Consider the following 20,526-nt stretch of genomic DNA (forward strand, 5'->3'; position numbering starts at 1 on the left):
AAATGATTTATGAAGTGAGACTTGCGCTAGAATTGCATGATTTGCTCGGGGAAGGGGCATTCGTCACAATCGGAGTCGTCTTGGAGGCAGAAGTCCTGGTAAATCTGCAAGAGCGCCTGATGTTGCCACGCTCTCTTGAGGAAATTGGCTGAATCACTACGTTTGCCGAAAAGGCGTATGGCTGCTTTCTGGACCTTCTCATTGGTAGAAGGTGCCGGAAGGCTGAGATAGTAATCCCAAGCAGATGGCTGTCCTTCCAGAATCTGAAGGGGAAGAATGTGGTTAGTCAGTAAGTCTTGGATGCGGTCTTTTCCCAGCAGGCTGAGTTTGCGCTCGGATTTCTTGGAGGTGAGGGTGTAGTGGTGGGACCAGAATGGGTCTTCTAACTCAGAAAGCCATTTCACGAGAGACCTGGGTTGAGTGGAAAGTTTTCTGAAAGCTTTCCAGTGACGGCAAACAAGAGCCAAAGCTGCTAGGCGACGCTGTGGGTGATTGACAGGGCGAATCCCGCTCATGACCCAGGGGATCTGTCGCTCAGTAGACAATTCATGATCGATACGGTGTTGCCACCAGGTATCCCAGAGCTCTCTGAGCCACTGGCGGGAGTCCTCTGGTGCTTTCTCATGGATATCTGGGTGGAGGAAGGCGGCACAGCCGAAGAGTAGGGCTGTAGAGATGTTGCTATGTTGAACAAGGTAGCGGACTGGTAGTCGCTGGGCGATCAAGGTCATGCTGACCTTGTTAGGCCTATACCCCAGTGTTTGAGCTAGTGCGAACCAGAGGGCTTGATCACTGCCGTGAGTCTCCCTGATGTGGGCCAGGTAGCCGGCTTTGTATTGCAGGCGGTGCTTGGCAGCACTTTTCATGAGAGTATCGATTCTCTCGCCTTCCATAAATTGAAGCGGGTGAGAGCATCTGCCAGGGTGTGCTGTGGTGCGTGCGATCGGGGGGTGATTCAGTGCTTTCTCAATGATGTCTCTGGGGATGATGACTTTGGGAACCTCTCGCTGCTCTGAAGTTCTGGTGAAGTGCGTGTGTGGGCCATTCTGGAACACGACATGGAGAATGGTGTCATTGAATGCAGGGTTACTCTGATGTCCGTGTGCTTCCCAGTCTGTGGAGTTTGTGTCAATCTCCAGTGGCCCCGACTTGACTAGGCCATTGATCTCAATGGCTGCGTGGAGAAAGTCCGGGCCTGCGGAACGGTTCCAAAAGCCAAACTGCTTGATGCGGACCTGGTCACCATGAATGGTGGTGAACTCTCTGCCGAAAAGACCATTGTACCAGATAGACTGGAGTTCTAACTCATCAGGAAGTGATAAATTTTCGGTCTCTTGGATTCGGAGGGTATCTGAAGTCTGCTCGAGGAGTTTTTGGTAGGCAGCTGGCATGAAGGTTTATTTTTTGCGGGGTTCGGCAGGTGGTGGAGGTGGTGGGTCGAGAATGGTGATCAGTGATCTGAGTGATTCTGCGGCCGGCTCATCTTTGTTACTTTCCAGTGTTTCGCGTAGCAGTTTCAGGGCATCGGCTTTCTTGCCGATCTTGCGATACATGTCTGCTAGGTGCAGGGTGATGCGAATCTCATCACGCGGTGAGAGATAGGATTTCTCCGCTGAATTGAAAAAGGCAGCGGCGGCTTGCATGTTATCCATGTAGATGTACCAGAGACCACAGACTTCATAGAGGCGGGCATCTTTGGTTTTGGCTGCAGCACTGCGGAGCTTGGTAATCAGCTTGTCAGGGTCATTAGCCCATTTGCTCCAGGCGAGATTAATGGCCCGGTAAACCTTGTCTTCATCACGGACTTCTCCAGATCCATCGAGGTGCAGATAGGGTCTATAGAGTGGGTCGCCTACAACGAGTCCTTGCCAGGACAGAGCGGGCATTGCTGCAGCTGCAGCCTCTACCAGGGTAAAGCCTTTCAGTAAGCGGTCATGTAGGATGTCCAGATTATGGGTGAGGGATAGGTAAGGTTCGTAGACATTTCCTACGGTGGCTGCGGCTCCTTTCTTTAAGAGTGGTCCTACCCAGTGATGACCTGCATTGTGAATATCAGAAGCGCTGTAGGAATGGATATGGATGGCGATGGAGCCCTTTTTGAGTCGGAAGTTGGGATCCAAAAAGGTGCCGTTCACGCTGGAGATATACCATCCGTAGTAGAGAGCGACGTCCCTCATAGGGTAATTGGTGAGGTAGGTCTGTTTGTTGTGATCCACAGTCGTGGGGATCCCGTGTTTCCAGTTCTCTTTCTCGATGTTTTCTATCCAATCATCACCCACTTTATAGCTGGCGCCTTTGTGTGCGAAATCCAAATAGCACATACCCCAGAGGCCTGTTTTCTCGGTGTCGATGGCGTCATCGATGAGTTGTTTGGCGATTTCAAAAGTGGGGCCGTCGATACGACCAGTGAGCATGGTGAAGGGTAGTCGTGTGTTAGCGAACCGCTCAGTGGACTTGTAGTATTTGTTGACCAGAGGTCCGTTGATGGGGGCATCTATGATTCCCAAGGCTGCGAGTTCGGAGTCTACTGATGCGCGGTTGCTAATCTTGAGCTTTGCCTGATTATCACCCTCTAGCGGCACGCTGTTTTGTTTTACACCAAAGGGGACACCGCGTACGGAGACAATGAGGCGGATCTTATTCCTGACTGCGATGGTTAAACCATCCTTGGTTTTTCCCGTCTGCCACCAGCTCTTCTGATCAAAGAGTTTTACTAGAGGTTCCTTGATGAGGGTGTTGTATTCATCCCGGGTAATGTGGCGCTTCTTGGGCAAAGGGAGGCCCACTAGCTGGGTCAGTGGGATCTCTCGTTTGTTGGCATAGTATTCTGCGAGTTCCTTGGACTGGGCATCGTCGCTATTGTACAGAATGATGATAGACTCTTTCTGAATGGCTGACTGCGCTGTGGCCAATGATTGGCACCAGAATAGAATAAGCAGCAAATAGGCGGGAAATCTCATGATTATCAATTGTCTAGCAGGTTTAGTGTCTGAGTCCAAGTATCTATGTGATGACGAGGGTGTCGTAGGCGAAGCGGACATTTTCAGGGAACTTTCTCTGCTCGATACGGTAGTCAGTTTCATGGGAAATATGCGTGAGCCATGTGTTCTTGGCACCCATTTTCCTAGATGCTTCCAGAGCTTCAGCAATACTCATGTGTGTGGGGTGCTCGTAATTTCTCAAAGAGTCGATGATGAGGTAATCTACATCCTTTAGAATTTCCATAGTGGAGTCAGGGATTCGCTTCACGTCTGGAATGTAGGCAATGCTTGGATTGTCCGGGTAGCTGAAATGGTAGCCGATTGTCTCTACGGAACCGTGATCGACTGGGAGTGGAGTGATGCTTAGTTCGCCCAGCTTGAACGGGCCAGATATCGGTTTAGGGTCTGGCTTGACGTATCCTTTGTAGGTGTTTTCCGGGGCAAATGCCCATGCGAACATTCTCTTGAGCTCGCTCATGCACTCATCTGTGCCGTACAGAGGGAGTGGGTCTTCCCTGCGCCAGCAAAAGGCTCTAAGCTCATCAAAACCTGAAATATGGTCTAGGTGGTGATGGGTATAGAGTACTGCATCGACTCTACGCAAATTGTGACGTAGGGCCTGGTGACGAAGGTCAGGGCCTGCATCCACCAGAATGGAGTGAGTGGGGGTCTGTAAATGGATAGAGGCTCTCATTCGCTTGTCCCTCGGATCAGTGGAAGTGCAAGTAGTGCAATCGCAGCCAATTACAGGAATGCCGACTGAGGTTGAGGTGCCGAGGAATGTGATGGTGGGAGTCAAAATGTCAGAGGTGTGGTGATTGGTTGTGAAGGAGTTGTGAGATCCTGAGGTCTGTGCTGGCTTTGTTTTGCAGATGTGAAGTTGATTATGGAGCAGATGCTTGCATAATCGCGACCAACTCGCAAAACGGAATGCTTACGCTACTGAATATAAAAAACCTCGCATTGGTCGATCATTTATCTTGGCAATTAGGCAAGGGGCTCATCGGGGTGACCGGCGAAACCGGCGCTGGCAAATCGGTCATAGTCGGTGCACTCAAGCTGGTACTTGGTGAGCGTGGAGACAAGGGAATGATCCGTACCGGTGAATCCAGTTGTAGCGTAGAGGCCGTTTTTGATCTGGAGAATTCGAAGCAAATCAACCGTTTGTTAGAACAGGCTGGTGTCGAGGCCTGCGAGGGAGATCAGCTGATCGTACGCAGGGTGATGGGGCAAAGCTCTAACAAACAATTCGTGAATAATTCTCCAGTGACTTTATCTGTTCTTAAATCATTGGGAGAGTATCTGGTGGATCTCCATGGACCTCATGATCACCAGTCACTATTTTGCATAGATCGTCAGCTCGCGATGCTGGATGCCTATGCGGCTGCGGACAAAGAGTTGTCTGCCTACCGTGATGTCTGGAAGGCTTGGAAGGCGAAGCATAACGAGTATGAAGCTCTTCGGAAACAAGAGCAGGCCGGTGAGCAGGAGCTTGATCTACTGAGATTCCAAGTGGAAGAAATCGAGCGAGCCGAGTTGAAGCCCGAAGAGGAAAGTGACATTGAAGAAAGGTACCAGCGTGCATCCAATAGCACGCGCTTGGTAGAGCTTGCTACGCAAACGGCAGGAGTACTTGAGCAGGGGGTTAATGAATCCCTCTCTGATGTTCAGCGCATGGCCAGAGAGCTGGAGCGTCTGGATCCGGCCATACGTTCTTTATTTGAAGGTTTGGATAGCGCCATAGTGGAGCTTCAGGAGCTGGAGCGTGGCCTAGTGGACTATGTGGAGGATCTGGATGTCGATGGCAACGAGGCACAAGCCTTGGAGGATAGAATCAATACCTTTGAAACGCTCAAGAGAAAGTATGGTCCTTCGCTGGAGGATGTTGTAGTCCATGGAGCGAAGATTCGCTCAAAGCTGGATAGTTACGAAAATCGTGGTGAACTTCTTGATTCACTAGAGAGCGAAGTAAAGCGGAAGCTGGAGGAACTTAAGAATCTGGGCTTGAAACTCAGTGATAAGCGCCGGAAACAGGCTCCTAAGCTTTCCAAGGAGATTGCATCCCATTTGAAGGAGCTAGGTTTCAAACAGGCTTCCTTTGAGGTGCGCCTGGAGGCTCATGCGTCACCCGATAAGGGGGGGCTGGAATCCGTGGATTTCCACTTTGGACCGAACCCTGGCGAGCCACTCAAGCCTTTGAGGCAGATTGCCTCCAGTGGAGAGATTTCACGTGTGATGCTGGCTGTGAAGAGTGCCTTAGCTGACCAAGATGCAACCCCGCTGATGGTATTCGACGAAATTGATGCCAACGTTGGTGGCGAAATAGCCAGAGCAGTAGGGGAAAAGATGGCTGCTCTGGGTGAGAGACATCAAGTGATAGCGATCACGCACTTTCCTCAAGTGGCGGCAGTGGCTGCTGAGCACTTTGTCGTGGATAAGCAGGTGGAGAAGGGTAGGACCCGTTCCACCATGAAAAAAGTAGATGGTGATGCCAGGGTGGACGAGCTTGTCCGCATGTTGGGTGGCGGTGATGGTGAGAGAGCCAGAGCCATGGCAGATAGTTTGTTGGCGGCAAAGCCGTGAGTCTAAGGTAAAATGAAGTAATGGATAAAAAGGTTATTGGCAGAAGTGAGAAGGTCTGGTTCCCCAACTGGGGGATCGAGAATGTAAACGCGAGGATTGATACTGGTGCCATGACATCCTCACTTCATGCAGAGCATATTGAAGTCTTTCAAAAAGAGGGTGAGGAATGGATACGTTTCTGGTTCGATGGGCATGAGGGAGAGCAAGTCGAAGCCAAAGTTGTCAAAGATACTCAGGTAAAGAGCTCCAATGGTGAGGCAATGCACCGCTATTTTGTGACGACGACCATCGAGTTTGCCGATGGCGCTGAGCAAGAAGTCCTTCTCAGTCTGGCCAATCGTTCCGCCATGAAGCACCCAGTGCTTATCGGCAGGCGTCTTCTCTCAGGAAAATTCCTCGTAGACTCTGGCCTATCCTTTGTGTTGGGGAAAAAGAGAGGCTCAGCGTAGTCAGCTCTACTTCGTAGGCTCTTTGACTGTGGCAGAGATGGGAGCTTTTGCGAGGTCTTTGAAATCCTTGTTGCTTTGAGTTCCGGCAGGTGCTTCACGAACCTCTACCGTCCAGCGAGTCTCATCTTGGTTCCGGTAGGCATAAAAATCTCCCATAAGGCTGAGCCCGGCTGTTCCGATGGCGGTGTATGAGGAAGTGCCGTTTGAGAACTTGCCGTCGGTAAAGTTCACGGTGATGGAATCACCTGCTGATTTTGGAGTGCCATCCGAGTTCTTTTCCATACTGTAGAAGACGATACGGAGTGTGCCGGATTTTGAAGAGGAAGGGTCCAAATGGATTTCTGCAGCAGGTACCAGAGCATTTTCTTCACGGCTAAATGCAGATGCAGGCTCCTGCCACCAGGAGTCTATATGGTCAATGCTAGCGAAGTTTCCCGTGGCTGGTGTGTTTGCGCTATATTCGCGCTGATCTGATGTGTCAAACTGGGTGGAGATTTGGCCGAAGAAGCAATACCCAGTAGCGATGAGGATGAGGAAAACGGTGACCTGGGAGATTCTCTCTACGGCCGAAGTGGGTGTCTTTGGTTTACTTGGCTGAGAGGCTGGAGCTTTCGCTGCGGCTGTTTTCGTAGGGGATGCTCCTTCTGATGGTTGTGGATTGGTTGATTCAGCTACTTCAGCCTGAGGAGTGTGGGTACTGCTCTGGCTTGGCTCATTGGCCTCAGAGATGATGTCATCGACCCCCTGAGAGTCGATATCCCAGAAACTTTCGTCTTCAGATTCAGGTGATGGAGTAGGTTTTTCGTCAGCCATAGAATTTTCTCACTAGGAGGAATGGGTTGGGGAACTTGTAAAGGGAAGCTTGAGATTTGGCTAGAAGGAATCCGCAATTCCTAGACGGGGCAGGACAAAACTAGCGTATTTCAATGAAAATTGATGCCAGAGGAGCTGATCAACGGTTAAAATAGTTGCCAATCAGCCATATGGTGATTAGCTCTGGCGCGTAAGAATTTTTTTATCCTATGGCAGACAAAGAAGATAAGAATCCTGAAAACATTACTGGTGCATTTTACGTTGATAGTCAGTGCATCGACTGTGACCTGTGCCGTGAGACAGCTCCAAATAACTTCACTCGTGAAGAAGACGAGGGGTATTCCTATGTATACAAGCAGCCTGAGAACGATGACGAGCGTGAGCAGTGCATCGAGGCTATGGAAGGCTGCCCTGTAGAGGCAATCGGCGAGGATGGAGAAGACTAATCCAGATAGTCCGAAACGATTTAAAAATAGCGCGCAATCGCTTGAGTGGTTGCGCGCTTTGTCTCTGCGCCAGTGGAGACATGCGGATCCTGTTCTTGATCCGAAACGTAATATTCATACTGCTTCAGAGCATATTGATAAGTTGCTCAGCCAGATGGGGATCTCTGGTGGCTTGGAGGAGGAGCGCCTGAAGCAAGCCTGGGTAAAGGTTGCGGGTGATTTTGTTGCTAAGAATACGAAGCCTGAATCTCTGAAGAATGGTGTGTTGGTTCTGAGCGTGTTACAACCTTCGATGAGGTTTCACCTAGAGCAGATGAAGGGGAAGCTGCTCAAGAATCTCAGATCGGAGCTCGGTGAGGGCGTCGTGAAGCAAGTCAGATTCAAGGTGGGCTAGAAAAACGAGAGATGATCAGGAATTGGATATTTGATTGGTCGGGGACTTTGGTGGATGACATGGCTTTGGTAGTCTGTGCCACCAATCATGTACTACGCCAGTACGGTGTGGCTGAAATTGGTCGTGAAGAGTTCCGCAAGTCATTCAAGCTGCCTTATAGTGATTTTTATCAGGAATATCTTCCTGGGGTATGCATGGAGGAAATAGAAGCCCATTTCCGCTATGGTTTCTCCATTTCAGAAGCTTCTGTACCCAAGCTGGAATATTCAGAGGAGTTTCTGGCCTACATCAAAGAACAGGGAGGCAGAATGTTCGTCCTGACATCCATGTGTGAGATCGCATTTGGAGAGCAGTTGGTGGATTTGGGAATGGAGCCCTATTTTGAGCGTACCTATGCAGGCGTACTGGATAAGCGAGAGCTCATCGGGGATATTCTCCAAGAGCAAAATCTTGCCAAAGAGGAGACGGTTTTTGTAGGGGATATGACGCATGATGTGGATACCGCTCATCATGGTGGGGTCTGGTCTGTAGGAGTCCTCACAGGCTACAATCATCGGAAAACCCTCATGTCCTCCAAGCCGAGCGTACTTGTTAATGACCTCAAAGAGCTGAGGGGGCTGCTGGAGAGTGGCTCTACTTTATTTACTTCCTGCGATGAATGATAAGATTCTTGTTAAACGCTTGAGAGTGCCTACCTACATCGGGGTACCTGACGAGGAGAGAGCCGAACAGCAGGAGCTGAGACTCAGCCTGGAACTCACTCCGATTCAAGGCTTCGAAGGTCTGGATGATGATATCGAGAGAGCTGTAAACTACTACGAGGTAGCTCAACGTGTGAAGTGCGTCGCTTTGGAGCGCCCTAGGAAACTGATTGAAACCTTGGGTGAGGAGATTACAGCCATGATTTTGTCCGAATTTGCGGTCCAAGAGGTCGTGCTGGAAATCGAGAAATATATCCTACCGGATACGGACTGGGTGGGGCTGAGAATGATGCGTAAAAAATAAAGCTGAATATTGAACGGAAATCACTTAGTGTTGTCTTGTAACTCTAAGTAATTCGGAATGTCTAGTATTTCAGCCAGCGCGCATGACTCTCAGATGGCCGCCAATGAGGCAGCCGATGAAGTCGCGGCTGCACGTGTTGACCCGGATCTGGAGCTCGTCAGGCTAGCTCAGTCAGGGGACACTAAGGCATTTGACATGCTCATCGTAAAATACAGCCCAAAGCTGTATGGTTTGGTTTACCACATGACATCCAACAAGGATGATGCGCACGACTTGCTGCAAGATGTGTTTGCCAAGGCCTATCGCTCCGTCAGTAAATTCAAGGGCAATTCGATGTTCTACACTTGGTTGTATTCCATAGCCACGAACATGACTCTGAATTTCCTCAAAAAGAGAAAACGAAGGGCGGCCAGTAGTTTGGATATGGTGGATACAGGTATCCAGAATGATCCCGCCTTTGTGGATTATGGGCACCGGTCAAATCCCAGGAGACAAACAAACATCCATGAGCTTCAAAAAAAATTGAACGAAGCTATGCAGAAGTTGTCTGATGACCATAGAGCGGTGGTTACCATGTTTGATATTCAAGGAATGGCTCATGGAGAAATAGCTGAAATCCTTGGTATATCGGATGGAACTGTCAGATCTCGACTATTCTATGCCCATCAACAACTGCGAGGTTATTTGTCAGATTTCCACGGCAGCGAGTTAGAGCAATAGATAATTTACTAACGAATTTTATCATGAACGACCAAGAACTACAGGATCTTATTCGCCTTAAGCGCTACGAGCAGCCCGAGGAAGGATACTTTGAGTCCTTCCTGGAAGAGTTTCATGAGAAGCGTCAGCAAGAGCTCCTTACCAATTCAGCAAGGAGCCTGTTGATGGAGCGCATCGGTGTTTGGTTTAATCAGTTAGGTGCGATCAAATGGGTTGCTGGTGCGGGGCTTGCCTATGCTGCGGTAGCGATTTCTATCTCAGTATGGAATGTAAGTGATGAGTCCACTCTACCAGTGGCTCACACGGGTACTGCAGAGCAGGCTAGTTCCGCAGAGTCATCTCCTGAGGTGCAGATTATCCCTCTAAGTTTGGCGCATTCAGAGCCTGTGAGCTTTCACAAAGTACAACAGCCAGTGGTGGGTGGTACAGATCAGCTCTTTTAGTACTTGCTGATTTGTTCTTCGGCTTGTTAGCTAGGATCATATGTTTAGACAATTTATCTTAAGTGGAGTCGCCGTAGCGGCATCGACATTAACTCTGCTAGGACAGGCTCTAGATTTAGAGTTTACGCATGCCGAGGGCATGGAAAAGGGGAAGTCTCCCGCAAAAGGTGTGCTGATAGATGATGAGGGCACTTTGGCCACAGTAGCTGTATACGGTACGGATCCGCATAAAGCCTTTTGGGTAGATTCTACTGGTAAAGAAGTAGCACTCACACTTCTGGCTCACGATGAGGTGAGCAGAATCACTTTGCTCAAAGTTCCCAAGCCGGTTAGCGAGGGGAAGAAAGTCGTCAAGCAGATGGGAGAGTCGAGTGATCTCGTGCCAGCTGCTGCACTAACCACTGACTTGGAAACCAAAGGAGGTGTGAGCCGTCTAGTGAGCAAGGTGAAGAGATTTGATGGCAAAGTTCTCCCTCTGACTTTGATGCGTGTAGCGCACACAAAAGAAGGTGTGATGCCTGGTACACCCTTGTTCGACGAGAAAGGTGATCTGGTAGGCTTGGCTCACGAAGCTGTCGTTTCTCAGAAGAGCAACACATATGCTCTACCCGTTGAGGCCCTGAAGCACATCCTGGCAATCTCTAATGATGCCGGTAAAGATAAGGAAGGGGTAGTGAAAAGGTGTTGGGTAGGTCTAGCTCTGGATGCTCAGAGTGACTCGCCCGTGGTCACCGGCGTCAGACCTGAATCTCCTGCTCGTAAGGCTGGAATCATAAAAGGGGATATCATTCTTTCTGTGGCTGGTGAAAACGTCGCTGAATACGCTGATGTGGTCGATTCCTTTTACTATATGCAGCCGAAGAAGGCTGTTACCTTCAAGGTTCTCCGAGGCACTGAAGTTAAAGAATTCAGTGTCGTTCCAGAAGTAAATCCTCTATTCAAAGAATAGAGAATTTTACTTCCTATTGGATGAGGTTCCACCTGACCCCAAGCTTCTGCTTCTTAGTTAGCAGAAGCTTGATTTTTATCTACAGGCACAGGGGGAACCTCGTCGTAGAACTGCACCATGCCAGCAGGGTTGCTCGCGTGTCTGCGTGGGTCATGATAAGCGAATAAATAGGCGCGTGTATCTGAACTCAGTCTTAGAGTGCTGTTGTAGAATTGTCGCTTACTGCCATTCTTGGCGACCAAATGAGCTACAGCCTTAGTACGGTTCTTTTGGTTTACATTCGGTGAGAACCTACGTGATTCCATCGGCTTTAGAGTGTATTTTTTGAAGCCTGAGCCTACAGGAAGTTCGACTTCCAGTCCGTATGGCGTGGCATTGAAGACCAAAAGAGAGCCTCCGGGGAGCTTCTGGGGGCTGGTGTCGAAAGACTTGATGACGGGGTCTTTCCAGCCTTCTTTTTGATTGGTTCTGTTGATGAGTGCCAGGAGAATATTGGACTGGTTCTCGCTGACTGTGGCAGAAGCGTAGCGTTTCAGTTCCATCTTGGCATCTTCACCTGCTACCTGTCGTCTGAGTAGGATATCCAGTCTTGCACGGTAGGAGAGTTCTTGTTCCTGAGTACAGGCGTTCAAGATTAACGGTGAAGTAACCATTTTGCCCGTATCCACAGCCTTGCGCTCAGGAATGTAGACGAGAGGCGGGAGGTACTCGAAATCCTTTCCCATGACTTCGACTGGCGAGCCAGCTGGTATGGTCTCAGTGATGACCTCACCCTCAGGAGTCCTTAGTTTGATTACCTTGGGCTCTTTTGTTTGTTCAAACTTTGCGAGTCGTCGGTGCCCTAGAGCCACCATTCGTAATCCCAGTTTCTTTTCGTGGGCTTCGAATTGTGGTGACTCACCACCATTGGGCTGTTGTTCATCTTGAGCTAGTCCTGATATTGGAGGTATGAACAGGAGACAGCTTAGCATGATTGATTTGTAATAATGATTCATAGCTATTCTGCGGTAATAAGAGATTACCAGGAGGTCAGTTATTTTTGAAGGTGTTAGTTCATAGAGATCTCATCAGGATTGAGCCATCTGAAGGATTCGATTTTGTACTTTCGTCCAAAGTCCTTGTTGAGCTCTGAGTTTAGATCATCGAATTTTACAGTCGCATTGTCCGCACTAGAGTCGATGTATTCAGAGGTCCGTTGAACCACGGCTTCACACCAGGCGGTGGCCATGACTCGTCCCTTAGAGTCACGTGATTCACCATAAGCACGGATACGGAAGGTATCAGAACGAGGTGTGAGTAAGGCTCCGATGGTTTCGAGAACCTTACCTTGGGTTAGGTGAGCTGGCGAGTTGGCATAGCATTCGTTTGGCAAATTCGCTGTCGCAAAGCCCTCAGCACCTCCAGCAACCAGCGAAGCTTTGGTATACTCTTGGCCTGATTTAATCGGGATGTCTCTCAGGCTGGCATTCAAGGCCGCCTTTTGAATGGCGATTTCGATAGGTCCAGCATAGCTGAGGAGGTCTTCTTCTGTTTGTTCTGCAAGAGTAGGAGCTGCATTCGGATCAATCTCGGCCTGTCTTAATCTGCGATTTACAAAGTCAGATAGTGAAATGAATGGAGCACGTCGTTTGACTTGTACTACGATCTGTTCTGCTAATCTATTCAGTTCTTGCTCGTTTAGCTGTCTGTAACCAGTCCAGGTTTCTGAATCCATAGAACCTCCAGGTGTGGTGCCGTTGCCAGCAGGTGCTGAGATGCCCGGGAATGGCGCGGCATTGTCAGCCGTATTCTTCCCATCAATATCCATGCCCATATTCATAGACAGAAGAGCTTTCCAGGCGATGACGTTTGTTGAATTGACGGAGTGATGATTATGCAGTCTCAAGTTTTTAGCTATAGTATCTGCCGCTTTCTCCTGATTATCATTAAGGTTAGCGCCGGAGTCATTGACTACATAGATGTTTGGGTTAGGTAGTGATCCTTTTTCCGTATATGAACTGAGGCTGGTATTTTGTGGTTTGGTAGAGAAGAAAAAATCGTCCCAGAGAGCATGGTTGATCTCATACCTGTAATCATATGCGGCGTAATTGGTTTCCGGATCGTAGGAGTTTTCCCACCAAGTCGCATTGCCAGTAACACGCGATTGATGCAGCCCGTTCCACCACATGCTCTTGTATTGATTTTTGGGAAATGCTGTGTGCTCGCGCGGGGATGTGACTGGCACCATACTTTCTCCAATAATGAATGAAGGAGCACTGAATTCATGGGTCAGAGGTGCCTGTCTTAATTGGCCTATGGAATATACATCAACCTCTGCTGGAGGAATGTCGAATATGGTATAGCGCAGTTCGCCTAGGCTGCTGCTGTTCATGAACGGGGAGGTCTCAGCTACGCCTTCAGAGGTGTACCTGGGTAACATAAAGGGATCCAAGTATCCGGGTTGCTCCTGGTTCTCACTGGCCAAGGGTCCGAATGAATATTCATGCTTAACAGTTGGAATCCAGAAGATCCAGTCCCAGGGTGTTCTACGGTAAAAGGGGGATCTCATGTTAGAAAGTTCCCAGATAGGGTAGTTCCAGAAGGCGTTCGGCAAATTAGCCATATTCTCAGCAGTTTCTCTAAAAGATTTCAGACGCATGCCAATCTTTGTGCGGTTATCTGGAGGTACTGAATTTGCTGAGGACATCTTAAGTACAGGCAGCCAAGGGCGGTTGATGTCATGCCAGCGCCCTTCATTGCCACGTACCCAGTTGTGGATGTCCATCGTATGCACGATTGGGTAATTGGGGCTGTCTGTGCTGCCAGAAATGACCTGGTCATAGCGTGTCGGTCCGTTTGATAGACGCAGGCGGGCAGAGGTCGATTCACCGTATCCAATGTGATAGCCGTTTTGCCAGAAGCGTTTGAATTTGTATTGAATATTTTTGCTGGTGTTGATGGCTGGGCCACCGGCCATGTCTACATAGAAGCAATTGAGATCCATAGGGTCGCTCTCTGCGCTCAGAATGTTATTTTGAATAGCGCCATCACGATATTCGAGCTTCTGTGGGGTGGTGTTTTTAGGTGTAAACACGAGCGACTGTCCAGGTTCGATCTCGACTGGATCCAGGAAAAAGAACATGTAGGCCGTTCTTGCCTTGGCTCCATCATTGCCGAGAATATTACCCCAGTAGGATGAATTCCAATTGTATGAATCGGGTTTGCCGTCTTTGTTCGCATCTTGGTTGGTTTCAATCTGAAGAGTTGCTCTCTGATTAATTTGGACGAAATAACCAGATGTTCTGATGGTGACGTTGTATGGGTTCCAGAGGGTGACTCGAGGATAAAGCAAGAGTGAGATGTTCTTTGATGCTGCAGAGTTGATGACTGGGCGTGCATAAAAGCTGTACTCGACGATGTAAGGGTGTACACCAGCTTTAATGACCTTGGTGGGGTCTGGATAATCTTGCAGCGCTCCACCGCCGTATTTGGCGATCTGGGGATTGATTGTACGATTCTTGCCTGCCATATTTCCTAGTTTGATATAATCACGAAGAATACCAAATTTTGGAGAAAGCCTCTTGAAGCGGTCATGTTCAAGCATCGGGGTTTCATCGATGAGTAAGGTCTGGTTTTGACCGTCCAGTTCACCTAATCCAGCGCTTGAGGTGTTTTGTATGAATGGTGTTAGGTCTTTCTTGAACTCACCTGTGAGGGTGTTGATGATGAGCGCGCTATTGTGGCTGGTGATTTCCTGGCTGTGAGTTTTTAGGAAGTCTCTGGCGAGTTGATTCGCGGAACCATCTGGGTCCAAGGCTCCAGTTCCATAGCTCACATAGCGGTTTGTTTGCTCGGAGTCTTGAACAAGCTCGTCATCGGCGAGGTTGGACAAGGGTTGAGTCTCAGATAGTTTGGCGTATTGGCGTTTTTGGCCCGTATAGAGATTGGCATAACCTCCATCACTAACAGATTCGATGCTTGGTTGCGCTGATACATTCTTGTTATATTGAATAATAGGGGAGGCCATGCCAAGGTCTGTAACGTGGTATGCATAACTTCCTGTTTTTTTGCCATTAGACTTTGTGGAGACAAGTGGAGCTAGCACTGGATCGCCATTATCGAATCCTAAAGCGATGGCGTCCGTACCTTCTGACAGCTCACTGACACGTGGATCAAAGTTACCTTTTTCTGATCCGCTAACAAGCCAGGTCAGGACTTGTTCTTTATGATCGATGTGTCCCGGATCAGAGGGGTTACGGCGGTCAGAGTGATAACCATTTTGCTCTTGATAGATAATGGGATCACCATCTTCTGTCACTGTCGACCATACGCCTACCGTTGATGGGTGGTTAACATCTTCAATGGGTAAAGTATCTGGGTCACTATCAAATACGCTGGCGGTAGCTGTTACCCTTTGGTCAGGTCCAGTGTATTTTTGGAGTTGTGCCAGAGCAATCGTGATTGCCAGGCGCGCATTGGCTTTGGCCTCTGCTTCATATTTTTCTCCTGATACAACTCGTGATGTGTTGCTGGATAGCGTAATGACGCCCATGGCAATCGTCACTAAGAGTATGAGGATTGTTATGGTCGAAACGAGTGCAAAGCCTAATCGATCTACGTGAGTAGAGCTTGCCACTCTACTGGGTTTGGTGATGTACATTGTTTATCTCTGAGTCTGCGTGTATAAGAGTGCGTCTTCCTGATGGTGTGTTATGTAAGATATCCTAATTTAGGATTTTGGGTATGTATAACACGCCTAGAAAGAGTGGGTTGAATTGTTTGGTTGCAGAGATATTCAATTAAACTGCTCCTCGGGACATTTGCAAAATCTGCATCTGATGAAATTCTGCACAACAGCTTATACAGAATAGTGGGAGGCTTCGGTCTTAGGGTTCCAGAATGGGGGGAGATTCATATTCGGTAAGGCTCTTCTGTGATGAATGACGACCATGCTGCTACGAAAAAGGCGCTGCAATTTTTTGCAGCGCCTTAGTGCGATGAGGTTTTGTAAGATGAGATTCAGAGCCTATGGCTGGGGACGATAAATGGGGGCATCCTGGCAGTTTTCATCAGCCTTGATCTTGCTCCGAGCGAGTTTGAAGCCTCGGAAATCCTCCTGCGGAGTAACGGGGTAAGTCACGAACAAGTAGGTGAAGTTCTTGGCATTGGGGAGTGCAAGATCCTGAGGATTGGCCCATTTTCTGCCATCAGGAGAGGCTGCAAGTTTCATTTTAACACCGTTTTCTTTGAGAGAGGGAAATACCTTTGTAGCGTAAGGTTTCAGAGCAAATTTTTCATCGTGTAGATATCCACCAATGTAGCGCTCTGATCCCGCATTGATCATAAAGATAGAGGACTGGTCGAGTTTGATTTTACTGAGATTATACGTATTCACTTTGGGGTCAGTCCACTTTTTGGTTTTGAGCGGTTTGGTCACTGTTACCAGAAGCCTCTTTTGTTCAGGCTGCATCTTATAGGAAAAAGCTTTTTTAAATACTTCCTTACCCTCCTTATTTCTTTTCATTTCGTAAAAATCCAAGATAGGGGTTTTGGGTTTAAGTCGAACAGGATTCCCTAAGCTATTCAGGTTGCAGGAGACTACTTGATAGTGGTCTCCAGTCTTCAAATAGTATCTCGTTGGTGGTCTCTCGTCTTCTGGTCTGATGACTACCTGAAGTCCAGTTTCATGAGAGGGGGCGGACCGGGTTTCGCCTTCACCTTCACCCTCGGTAGGAGTACTGTTTGCATTCGGAGTATCAGCAGGGGCTTTTTTCTTAGGAGCCTGGTGTTTAAAGATCATTAGCTCCTGTGGGCCGATGGGCATGATTTGTACATCAATGTATGGCGGAGCTTTCTCTTCAGGTTTAGGGACTGGCTGAGGAGCGTCCTGTGCTGTCAAGAACTGCGTGGATAGAGCCAGTGCAAGCGTCGTAAACAAAGTACGTCTAGTCATGGATATAATGAGTTTTAGTATTTTAAGTCAGTCAGTTTGAAATCAGTCTTACTATTCTGCTGGTTCTAATTCATTACGCTGAAGCCATCTAAAGCTCGTGATGATGAATCTTCTGCCAGGGTCGTTCTCAACTCCAGCGATAGGGTTGAGTGCAGCCTGTGTGGTATCCGGATTGATTGGTTCCGGAATACGTTGAACGGTCGCCTCGCACCATGCCTTAGCCATGACTTTGCCATCTGTGGAGAGAGACTCTCCGTAAGCGCGGATGGTGAATGTATCTGAGCGGGCAGTAAGGACACTGCCGACTTGTTGGAGAATGTCGTTCTGAGTCAAGTAACCAGGAGCACCCTCGGCCTTGGAGAGCCGTACTGGCTGTGACTCACCATTTGCCTGGTATTCAAAGCTTCCATAGGTTTGCGCATGTGGGGTGCGAGTTGGTCCACCCCAGTATTCAGCACCATAAGTATAATTGTCTTCGGCCTCTTTAGCTGTGGGCAGGTTGAAATCACTTGGTGAAGAGCTGTCAAGGCGATCATTAATGCCTGAGTTGTTGATGGCAGCCTGAAGTGCGCCAAAGAACTCTATCTCGTCGTCCTCGCCGTCTGGTGTGTCCAGTCTGCGGTTCACGAAATCAGCTACTCCAATGAATGGTGCTCTTTTCTTCACTTGGACTACGATCTTCTCAGCCAGCAGGGTAATCTCTTGATCGGTCAGATCACGGTAGCCGGCCCAGAGTAGATCCTCATTAGCAGATGCAGCACTTCCCGCACCTTTCTCACTGATTAGCAAACTGGAGAAGGGGTTTGCTGAGAAGTTGCTTCCATTTCTGGATGGGAGCTTCACTCCATTGAATGAGCGAAGTAACGCTTCCCAGGCCAACTTGCTGGTGGAGTTTACATTGAAGCCACCTTGGATCATCAAGCTGTTAGCCGCCTTGTGGTAGTTAGTTAAGTCTGGGCGGTTGTTTGATGAAGGGTCAAAGGTGTTGAGTACCATGCGTGAATTAGGCAATGGTGTGTTTGAATCCCATTTGTCGTTGTTCCAGGTAGCCGATGGGCCAGAGATAGGAACGGATGAAAGGAAGTATTTATCCCACATGAAGTAATTGGTCTCGTAAGCCATATCAAAGATCATGGGGTTATCTCCAGCTTCGCTGAGAAGGTGGACTTCATCATTGTTGCCTTCAAAGAGGCGGTTGAGCTTATCTTGCCAGCTTTGTCGTTGGTCGCTGAATGTCAGCGAGGTAGTCTGTGGATCTACGTACGGAGAGCAAATGCCTGTACCGATCACATAGGATGGGTGCCATACATGAGGCGTGAACTGAACATGTTGCAACTGGCCGAGTGATTGTGGTGAGATCACTGTGTCAGGAAGCTCGAAAAGAGGGAAGACTTGCTCTGAGCTGGTAAACGTGTTGTTAAAGAATGGAGAAGTACGGAATTTACCGGAGTCTGCGCTGTAGTGTGGTGAGACCTCTGGGTCATTCCAAGCAGGGAACTGTCGTGTTTGCGAAATTGGACCCCAGGAATAGAGGTGGGCGCGGCCACTGCCATAGGCTGTGTTTTCAGCGGTCGACCCTGTGCCAGCGCCTGTGTAGACCTGACCAAACATGTTGTCAGAATCCCAACGGTGAATGTGTCTTGCCCTGACGTTGTTGTGGACGAGTGGGGCATAGTACCAAGGTTCGCGAAGTGCCTTGCCATATACGCGGTTTGAGTAACTTTCGTAGAAGTGCTTCCAGCGCATGCCGTATCCAATGATAGTTTCAGGGATGATGTTCTGTGCGAGATGGTTACCGATAGGTTCAACAACACGAGGCGGTCTGTAGCCTGGCAGCCAGCGTCCGTTGTTGCCTCGAGAATAGTTGTCGATGTAATAGCGCTGGATAGCAGGGAAACTGTCGCGGCCAAGATCGGTAAACTTAGGATTACCGGATCCACCTTTAGCTGCATAGAGGTATACAGACTGTACTGGTTTATCACCATGCCAGAGGATGCCTCCTCCATAGTTCATTCTGATCGTATTAGGGATGTAGTCTTTGCGTAACTGTTTGTTGCTACCATTTCCGTTGCTGTTCTTTACGAAGCGATAAAAGCAGTTGAGGTCTGTTGGGTCTGTGCTGGCACTCAAGCGGTTGCCTCCGATGCCTGAATTGGAGCGGGCAAAGGGTTTGGCCTTGGAGAAGAGTGATGCGCCGCTTGGGTCCGCGGTGAATTGAAGGCACTCACCCGGCTCGAATGTGGTGCCTGGAATGGTGAAGATAATTCTGTCATTTCCGCCGTAACCAAAGTTATAGTTAATTGTGGTGCGGATTTTATCAGTCTGGATTCTCCCATTACCGTCTTTGTATTGGTACTCCATATCGTAGTAATCATTCCCTTTGAACTCGAAGGCGACGTAAAGGTCAGGCGTCTTGAGGCGGACGTTATATGGGTTCCAGAGTACTACACGTGGGTAAATTAACTCATAGATGTAGCGGGAAACTGGATCGTATGAGTAGTTCGTTTGATAGACAGCCTCCATCAAAGTTGGTTGAATAGGCTGTTTGGTAAAGTTGTTAAGTTCAGCAGTTTTGTACGTGCTGTCGTAGTTGGCAAAGGTCATCTCGATCGTCTGAGATCCCCTTTGTCCAGAGAGCTGATCTTTAAGATTGTACCATTCACGGATAGCGCCAAACTTTGGCCCGATGAGGTCACGCTGAGGCATGTCGAAGAGAATCGGGGTGGTGTCATTGATGCCTTGCATGCTGCCGCTGCCTTGGACATCACCGTTACTTTCAAGATAAGCAGTTAGGTTCTTTTTAAGTCCTCCTTTGACAGGGTCTGCCAAGACACTGAGTGACTGGGTGGTGACGTCATGGCGGAGCATTTTAACCGCCTTTTTAAGGTCTGGATCAATAGGAGATGAGCCCATGCTTGCCAAGCTGGACTGGTTTTGGGTGAGAATTTTTGCAATTTCCCTGTTGGTGAGTTGGGCATAGTCAGAGAAGACATTGCCTAAACCAAATCGGTTTGGGGAAAGGACTTGATAGAGAGTTTCATAGTTCGTCATGTCCGGTTGGTCAGAGCTATCATCATCAGCAAGGGAAATGTTAGCTTTGGTGTTTTCATCACTGACCCAGTAGGCGTAGCTACCTGTCTTGTTAGCTAGCGAAACCTTTTCTGCATACACGCTTTTCTCTCTAATGGTCTGCTTTGTTTCGTCTGAACTGTCAGAGGCTGCGTTATAGAGGATGACAGGATTGTTGAGTGTGGATTGCGGGGAGCTCTGATTACCGCTGACCAGCCACTGTAATACTTGATCGGACTTTTCATAATTATTAGCTCGATCATCGATGAGTGGGCCGTCTTGAGTCGGATGAATGAAGGGGGTGTCACTTGTGCTGCCTTTCAGTCCATTGGTTTTCCACACGCCCACCCAGTGCTGGTGTTCGACTCCATCAATAGCTTCTGATTCTGGGTCAGTATCCAGTATGGAAGCGGTGGCGGTGACGCGTTGGTCTGGTCCTGCATATTTTTGCAGTTGTCCAATGGCGATTGACAGAGCTAGCCGGGCATTGGCCTGGGCTTCTGCTGCATATCTGTCTTGAGTGGCTCCTTTGGAGGAGATGGTGGATAAGGAGATGACTCCAAGTCCAATCATGAGCAAAAGCATCATCACGGTGATGGTGGATACCAAAGCAAATCCGTGGCGCTTGAGTTGTTTTTTGACTAGTATATTAGTCGTTGGGTTTACGAGAGCAGGTTTCATCATGATACTAATACGTGTTTACGATGTATTTATAATGTACCACTTTTGTTTTTTCTGTGTA

The 20,526-nt window shown here is 48.6% G+C and carries 17 protein-coding genes; 9 read left to right on the forward strand and 8 right to left on the reverse strand.

What is annotated here, in order from left to right:
- Positions 1–26: 26 nt before the first annotated feature.
- Genes BUB27_RS07880 through BUB27_RS07890 form a run of 3 tightly spaced genes read right to left on the reverse strand, consistent with a single transcriptional unit; the run spans position 27 to position 3,675 of the window.
- A complete protein-coding gene (locus BUB27_RS07880; RefSeq protein ID WP_143183268.1) occupies positions 27–1,391 on the reverse strand; it encodes a DUF2851 family protein in 1,365 nt (454 codons plus the stop codon).
- A 6-nt stretch (positions 1,392–1,397) separates the two neighbouring features.
- Complete coding sequence (locus BUB27_RS07885) at positions 1,398–2,960, reverse strand: TIGR03790 family protein (RefSeq protein ID WP_159434867.1); 1,563 nt, start codon at positions 2,958–2,960, stop codon at positions 1,398–1,400.
- 43 nt (positions 2,961–3,003) lie between these two features.
- Positions 3,004–3,675: an MBL fold metallo-hydrolase gene (locus tag BUB27_RS07890; RefSeq protein ID WP_143183270.1), complete on the reverse strand. Its 672-nt coding sequence runs from the start codon at positions 3,673–3,675 to the stop codon at positions 3,004–3,006.
- A 236-nt stretch (positions 3,676–3,911) separates the two neighbouring features.
- Between BUB27_RS07890 and recN the strand changes: the two genes are divergently transcribed.
- Together recN and BUB27_RS07900 are read left to right on the forward strand one after the other, a co-directional pair.
- On the forward strand, positions 3,912–5,564 hold the full coding sequence (recN, locus tag BUB27_RS07895) for a DNA repair protein RecN (protein ID WP_143183271.1): 1,653 nt from the start codon (positions 3,912–3,914) through the stop codon (positions 5,562–5,564).
- Between the two features lie 20 nt (positions 5,565–5,584).
- Positions 5,585–6,013: an ATP-dependent zinc protease family protein gene (locus tag BUB27_RS07900; protein ID WP_143183272.1), complete on the forward strand. Its 429-nt coding sequence runs from the start codon at positions 5,585–5,587 to the stop codon at positions 6,011–6,013.
- 6 nt (positions 6,014–6,019) lie between these two features.
- Here BUB27_RS07900 and BUB27_RS07905 read toward each other — a convergent pair whose 3' ends face one another.
- A complete protein-coding gene (locus BUB27_RS07905; protein ID WP_143183273.1) occupies positions 6,020–6,826 on the reverse strand; it encodes a hypothetical protein in 807 nt (268 codons plus the stop codon).
- Between the two features lie 209 nt (positions 6,827–7,035).
- Here BUB27_RS07905 and BUB27_RS07910 point away from each other — a divergent pair, with 209 nt between their 5' ends.
- The 7 genes from BUB27_RS07910 to BUB27_RS07940 are packed head-to-tail and all read left to right on the forward strand — an operon-like array spanning position 7,036 to position 10,783.
- The gene (locus tag BUB27_RS07910; protein WP_143183274.1) at positions 7,036–7,272 is read left to right on the forward strand and encodes a ferredoxin; all 237 of its coding nucleotides are present in this window, start codon (positions 7,036–7,038) and stop codon (positions 7,270–7,272) included.
- The gene (locus BUB27_RS07915; RefSeq protein ID WP_143183275.1) at positions 7,259–7,666 is read left to right on the forward strand and encodes a DciA family protein; all 408 of its coding nucleotides are present in this window, start codon (positions 7,259–7,261) and stop codon (positions 7,664–7,666) included. The genes BUB27_RS07910 and BUB27_RS07915 overlap by 14 nt, the downstream gene beginning before the upstream one ends.
- A gap of 11 nt (positions 7,667–7,677) precedes the next feature.
- Entirely contained in the window at positions 7,678–8,328 is a 651-nt protein-coding gene (locus BUB27_RS07920) for an HAD family hydrolase (protein WP_143183276.1), read from the forward strand.
- Positions 8,321–8,671: a dihydroneopterin aldolase gene (locus BUB27_RS07925; RefSeq protein ID WP_143183277.1), complete on the forward strand. Its 351-nt coding sequence runs from the start codon at positions 8,321–8,323 to the stop codon at positions 8,669–8,671. Before BUB27_RS07920 ends, BUB27_RS07925 begins: the two co-directional genes overlap by 8 nt.
- Before the next feature lie 57 nt (positions 8,672–8,728).
- Positions 8,729–9,391, forward strand: coding sequence for a sigma-70 family RNA polymerase sigma factor (locus BUB27_RS07930; protein WP_234991713.1), 663 nt, complete (start codon positions 8,729–8,731; stop codon positions 9,389–9,391).
- Positions 9,392–9,414: 23 nt separating this feature from the next.
- Positions 9,415–9,834 carry a hypothetical protein gene (locus BUB27_RS07935; RefSeq protein ID WP_143183278.1) on the forward strand — a complete coding sequence of 140 codons (420 nt, stop codon included), beginning with the start codon at positions 9,415–9,417 and terminating at the stop codon, positions 9,832–9,834.
- Positions 9,835–9,874: 40 nt separating this feature from the next.
- Positions 9,875–10,783, forward strand: a complete 909-nt coding sequence (locus BUB27_RS07940) for a PDZ domain-containing protein (protein ID WP_143183279.1) — start codon at positions 9,875–9,877, stop codon at positions 10,781–10,783.
- 53 nt (positions 10,784–10,836) lie between these two features.
- Here BUB27_RS07940 and BUB27_RS07945 read toward each other — a convergent pair whose 3' ends face one another.
- The 4 genes from BUB27_RS07945 to BUB27_RS07960 form a co-directional block, all read right to left on the reverse strand.
- A complete protein-coding gene (locus BUB27_RS07945) occupies positions 10,837–11,778 on the reverse strand; it encodes a hypothetical protein (protein WP_159434868.1) in 942 nt (313 codons plus the stop codon).
- Between the two features lie 53 nt (positions 11,779–11,831).
- Complete coding sequence (locus BUB27_RS07950; RefSeq protein WP_159434869.1) at positions 11,832–15,422, reverse strand: hypothetical protein; 3,591 nt, start codon at positions 15,420–15,422, stop codon at positions 11,832–11,834.
- 366 nt (positions 15,423–15,788) lie between these two features.
- Entirely contained in the window at positions 15,789–16,715 is a 927-nt protein-coding gene (locus BUB27_RS07955) for a hypothetical protein (protein WP_143183282.1), read from the reverse strand.
- A gap of 51 nt (positions 16,716–16,766) precedes the next feature.
- The gene (locus tag BUB27_RS07960) at positions 16,767–20,468 is read right to left on the reverse strand and encodes a hypothetical protein (RefSeq protein ID WP_143183283.1); all 3,702 of its coding nucleotides are present in this window, start codon (positions 20,466–20,468) and stop codon (positions 16,767–16,769) included.
- Between the last annotated feature and the right edge of the window lie 58 nt (positions 20,469–20,526).

This window comes from Rubritalea squalenifaciens DSM 18772, from assembly GCF_900141815.1.
GTDB classification, from domain to species: Bacteria; Verrucomicrobiota; Verrucomicrobiia; order Verrucomicrobiales; family Akkermansiaceae; genus Rubritalea; species Rubritalea squalenifaciens.

Coding starts and splice junctions, on each gene's coding strand:
- recN (WP_143183271.1), top strand. CDS start 3,912: ATGCTTACGCTACTGAATATAAAAAACCTCGCATTGGTCGATCATTTA.
- BUB27_RS07910 (WP_143183274.1), top strand. CDS start 7,036: ATGGCAGACAAAGAAGATAAGAATCCTGAAAACATTACTGGTGCATTT.
- BUB27_RS07880 (WP_143183268.1), bottom strand. CDS start 1,391: ATGCCAGCTGCCTACCAAAAACTCCTCGAGCAGACTTCAGATACCCTC.
- BUB27_RS07905 (WP_143183273.1), bottom strand. CDS start 6,826: ATGGCTGACGAAAAACCTACTCCATCACCTGAATCTGAAGACGAAAGT.
- BUB27_RS07930 (WP_234991713.1), top strand. CDS start 8,729: ATGTCTAGTATTTCAGCCAGCGCGCATGACTCTCAGATGGCCGCCAAT.
- BUB27_RS07945 (WP_159434868.1), bottom strand. CDS start 11,778: ATGAATCATTATTACAAATCAATCATGCTAAGCTGTCTCCTGTTCATA.
- BUB27_RS07890 (WP_143183270.1), bottom strand. CDS start 3,675: ATGAGAGCCTCTATCCATTTACAGACCCCCACTCACTCCATTCTGGTG.
- BUB27_RS07915 (WP_143183275.1), top strand. CDS start 7,259: ATGGAGAAGACTAATCCAGATAGTCCGAAACGATTTAAAAATAGCGCG.
- BUB27_RS07950 (WP_159434869.1), bottom strand. CDS start 15,422: ATGTACATCACCAAACCCAGTAGAGTGGCAAGCTCTACTCACGTAGAT.
- BUB27_RS07955 (WP_143183282.1), bottom strand. CDS start 16,715: ATGACTAGACGTACTTTGTTTACGACGCTTGCACTGGCTCTATCCACG.
- BUB27_RS07935 (WP_143183278.1), top strand. CDS start 9,415: ATGAACGACCAAGAACTACAGGATCTTATTCGCCTTAAGCGCTACGAG.
- BUB27_RS07925 (WP_143183277.1), top strand. CDS start 8,321: ATGAATGATAAGATTCTTGTTAAACGCTTGAGAGTGCCTACCTACATC.
- BUB27_RS07900 (WP_143183272.1), top strand. CDS start 5,585: ATGGATAAAAAGGTTATTGGCAGAAGTGAGAAGGTCTGGTTCCCCAAC.
- BUB27_RS07960 (WP_143183283.1), bottom strand. CDS start 20,468: ATGATGAAACCTGCTCTCGTAAACCCAACGACTAATATACTAGTCAAA.
- BUB27_RS07885 (WP_159434867.1), bottom strand. CDS start 2,960: ATGAGATTTCCCGCCTATTTGCTGCTTATTCTATTCTGGTGCCAATCA.
- BUB27_RS07920 (WP_143183276.1), top strand. CDS start 7,678: ATGATCAGGAATTGGATATTTGATTGGTCGGGGACTTTGGTGGATGAC.
- BUB27_RS07940 (WP_143183279.1), top strand. CDS start 9,875: ATGTTTAGACAATTTATCTTAAGTGGAGTCGCCGTAGCGGCATCGACA.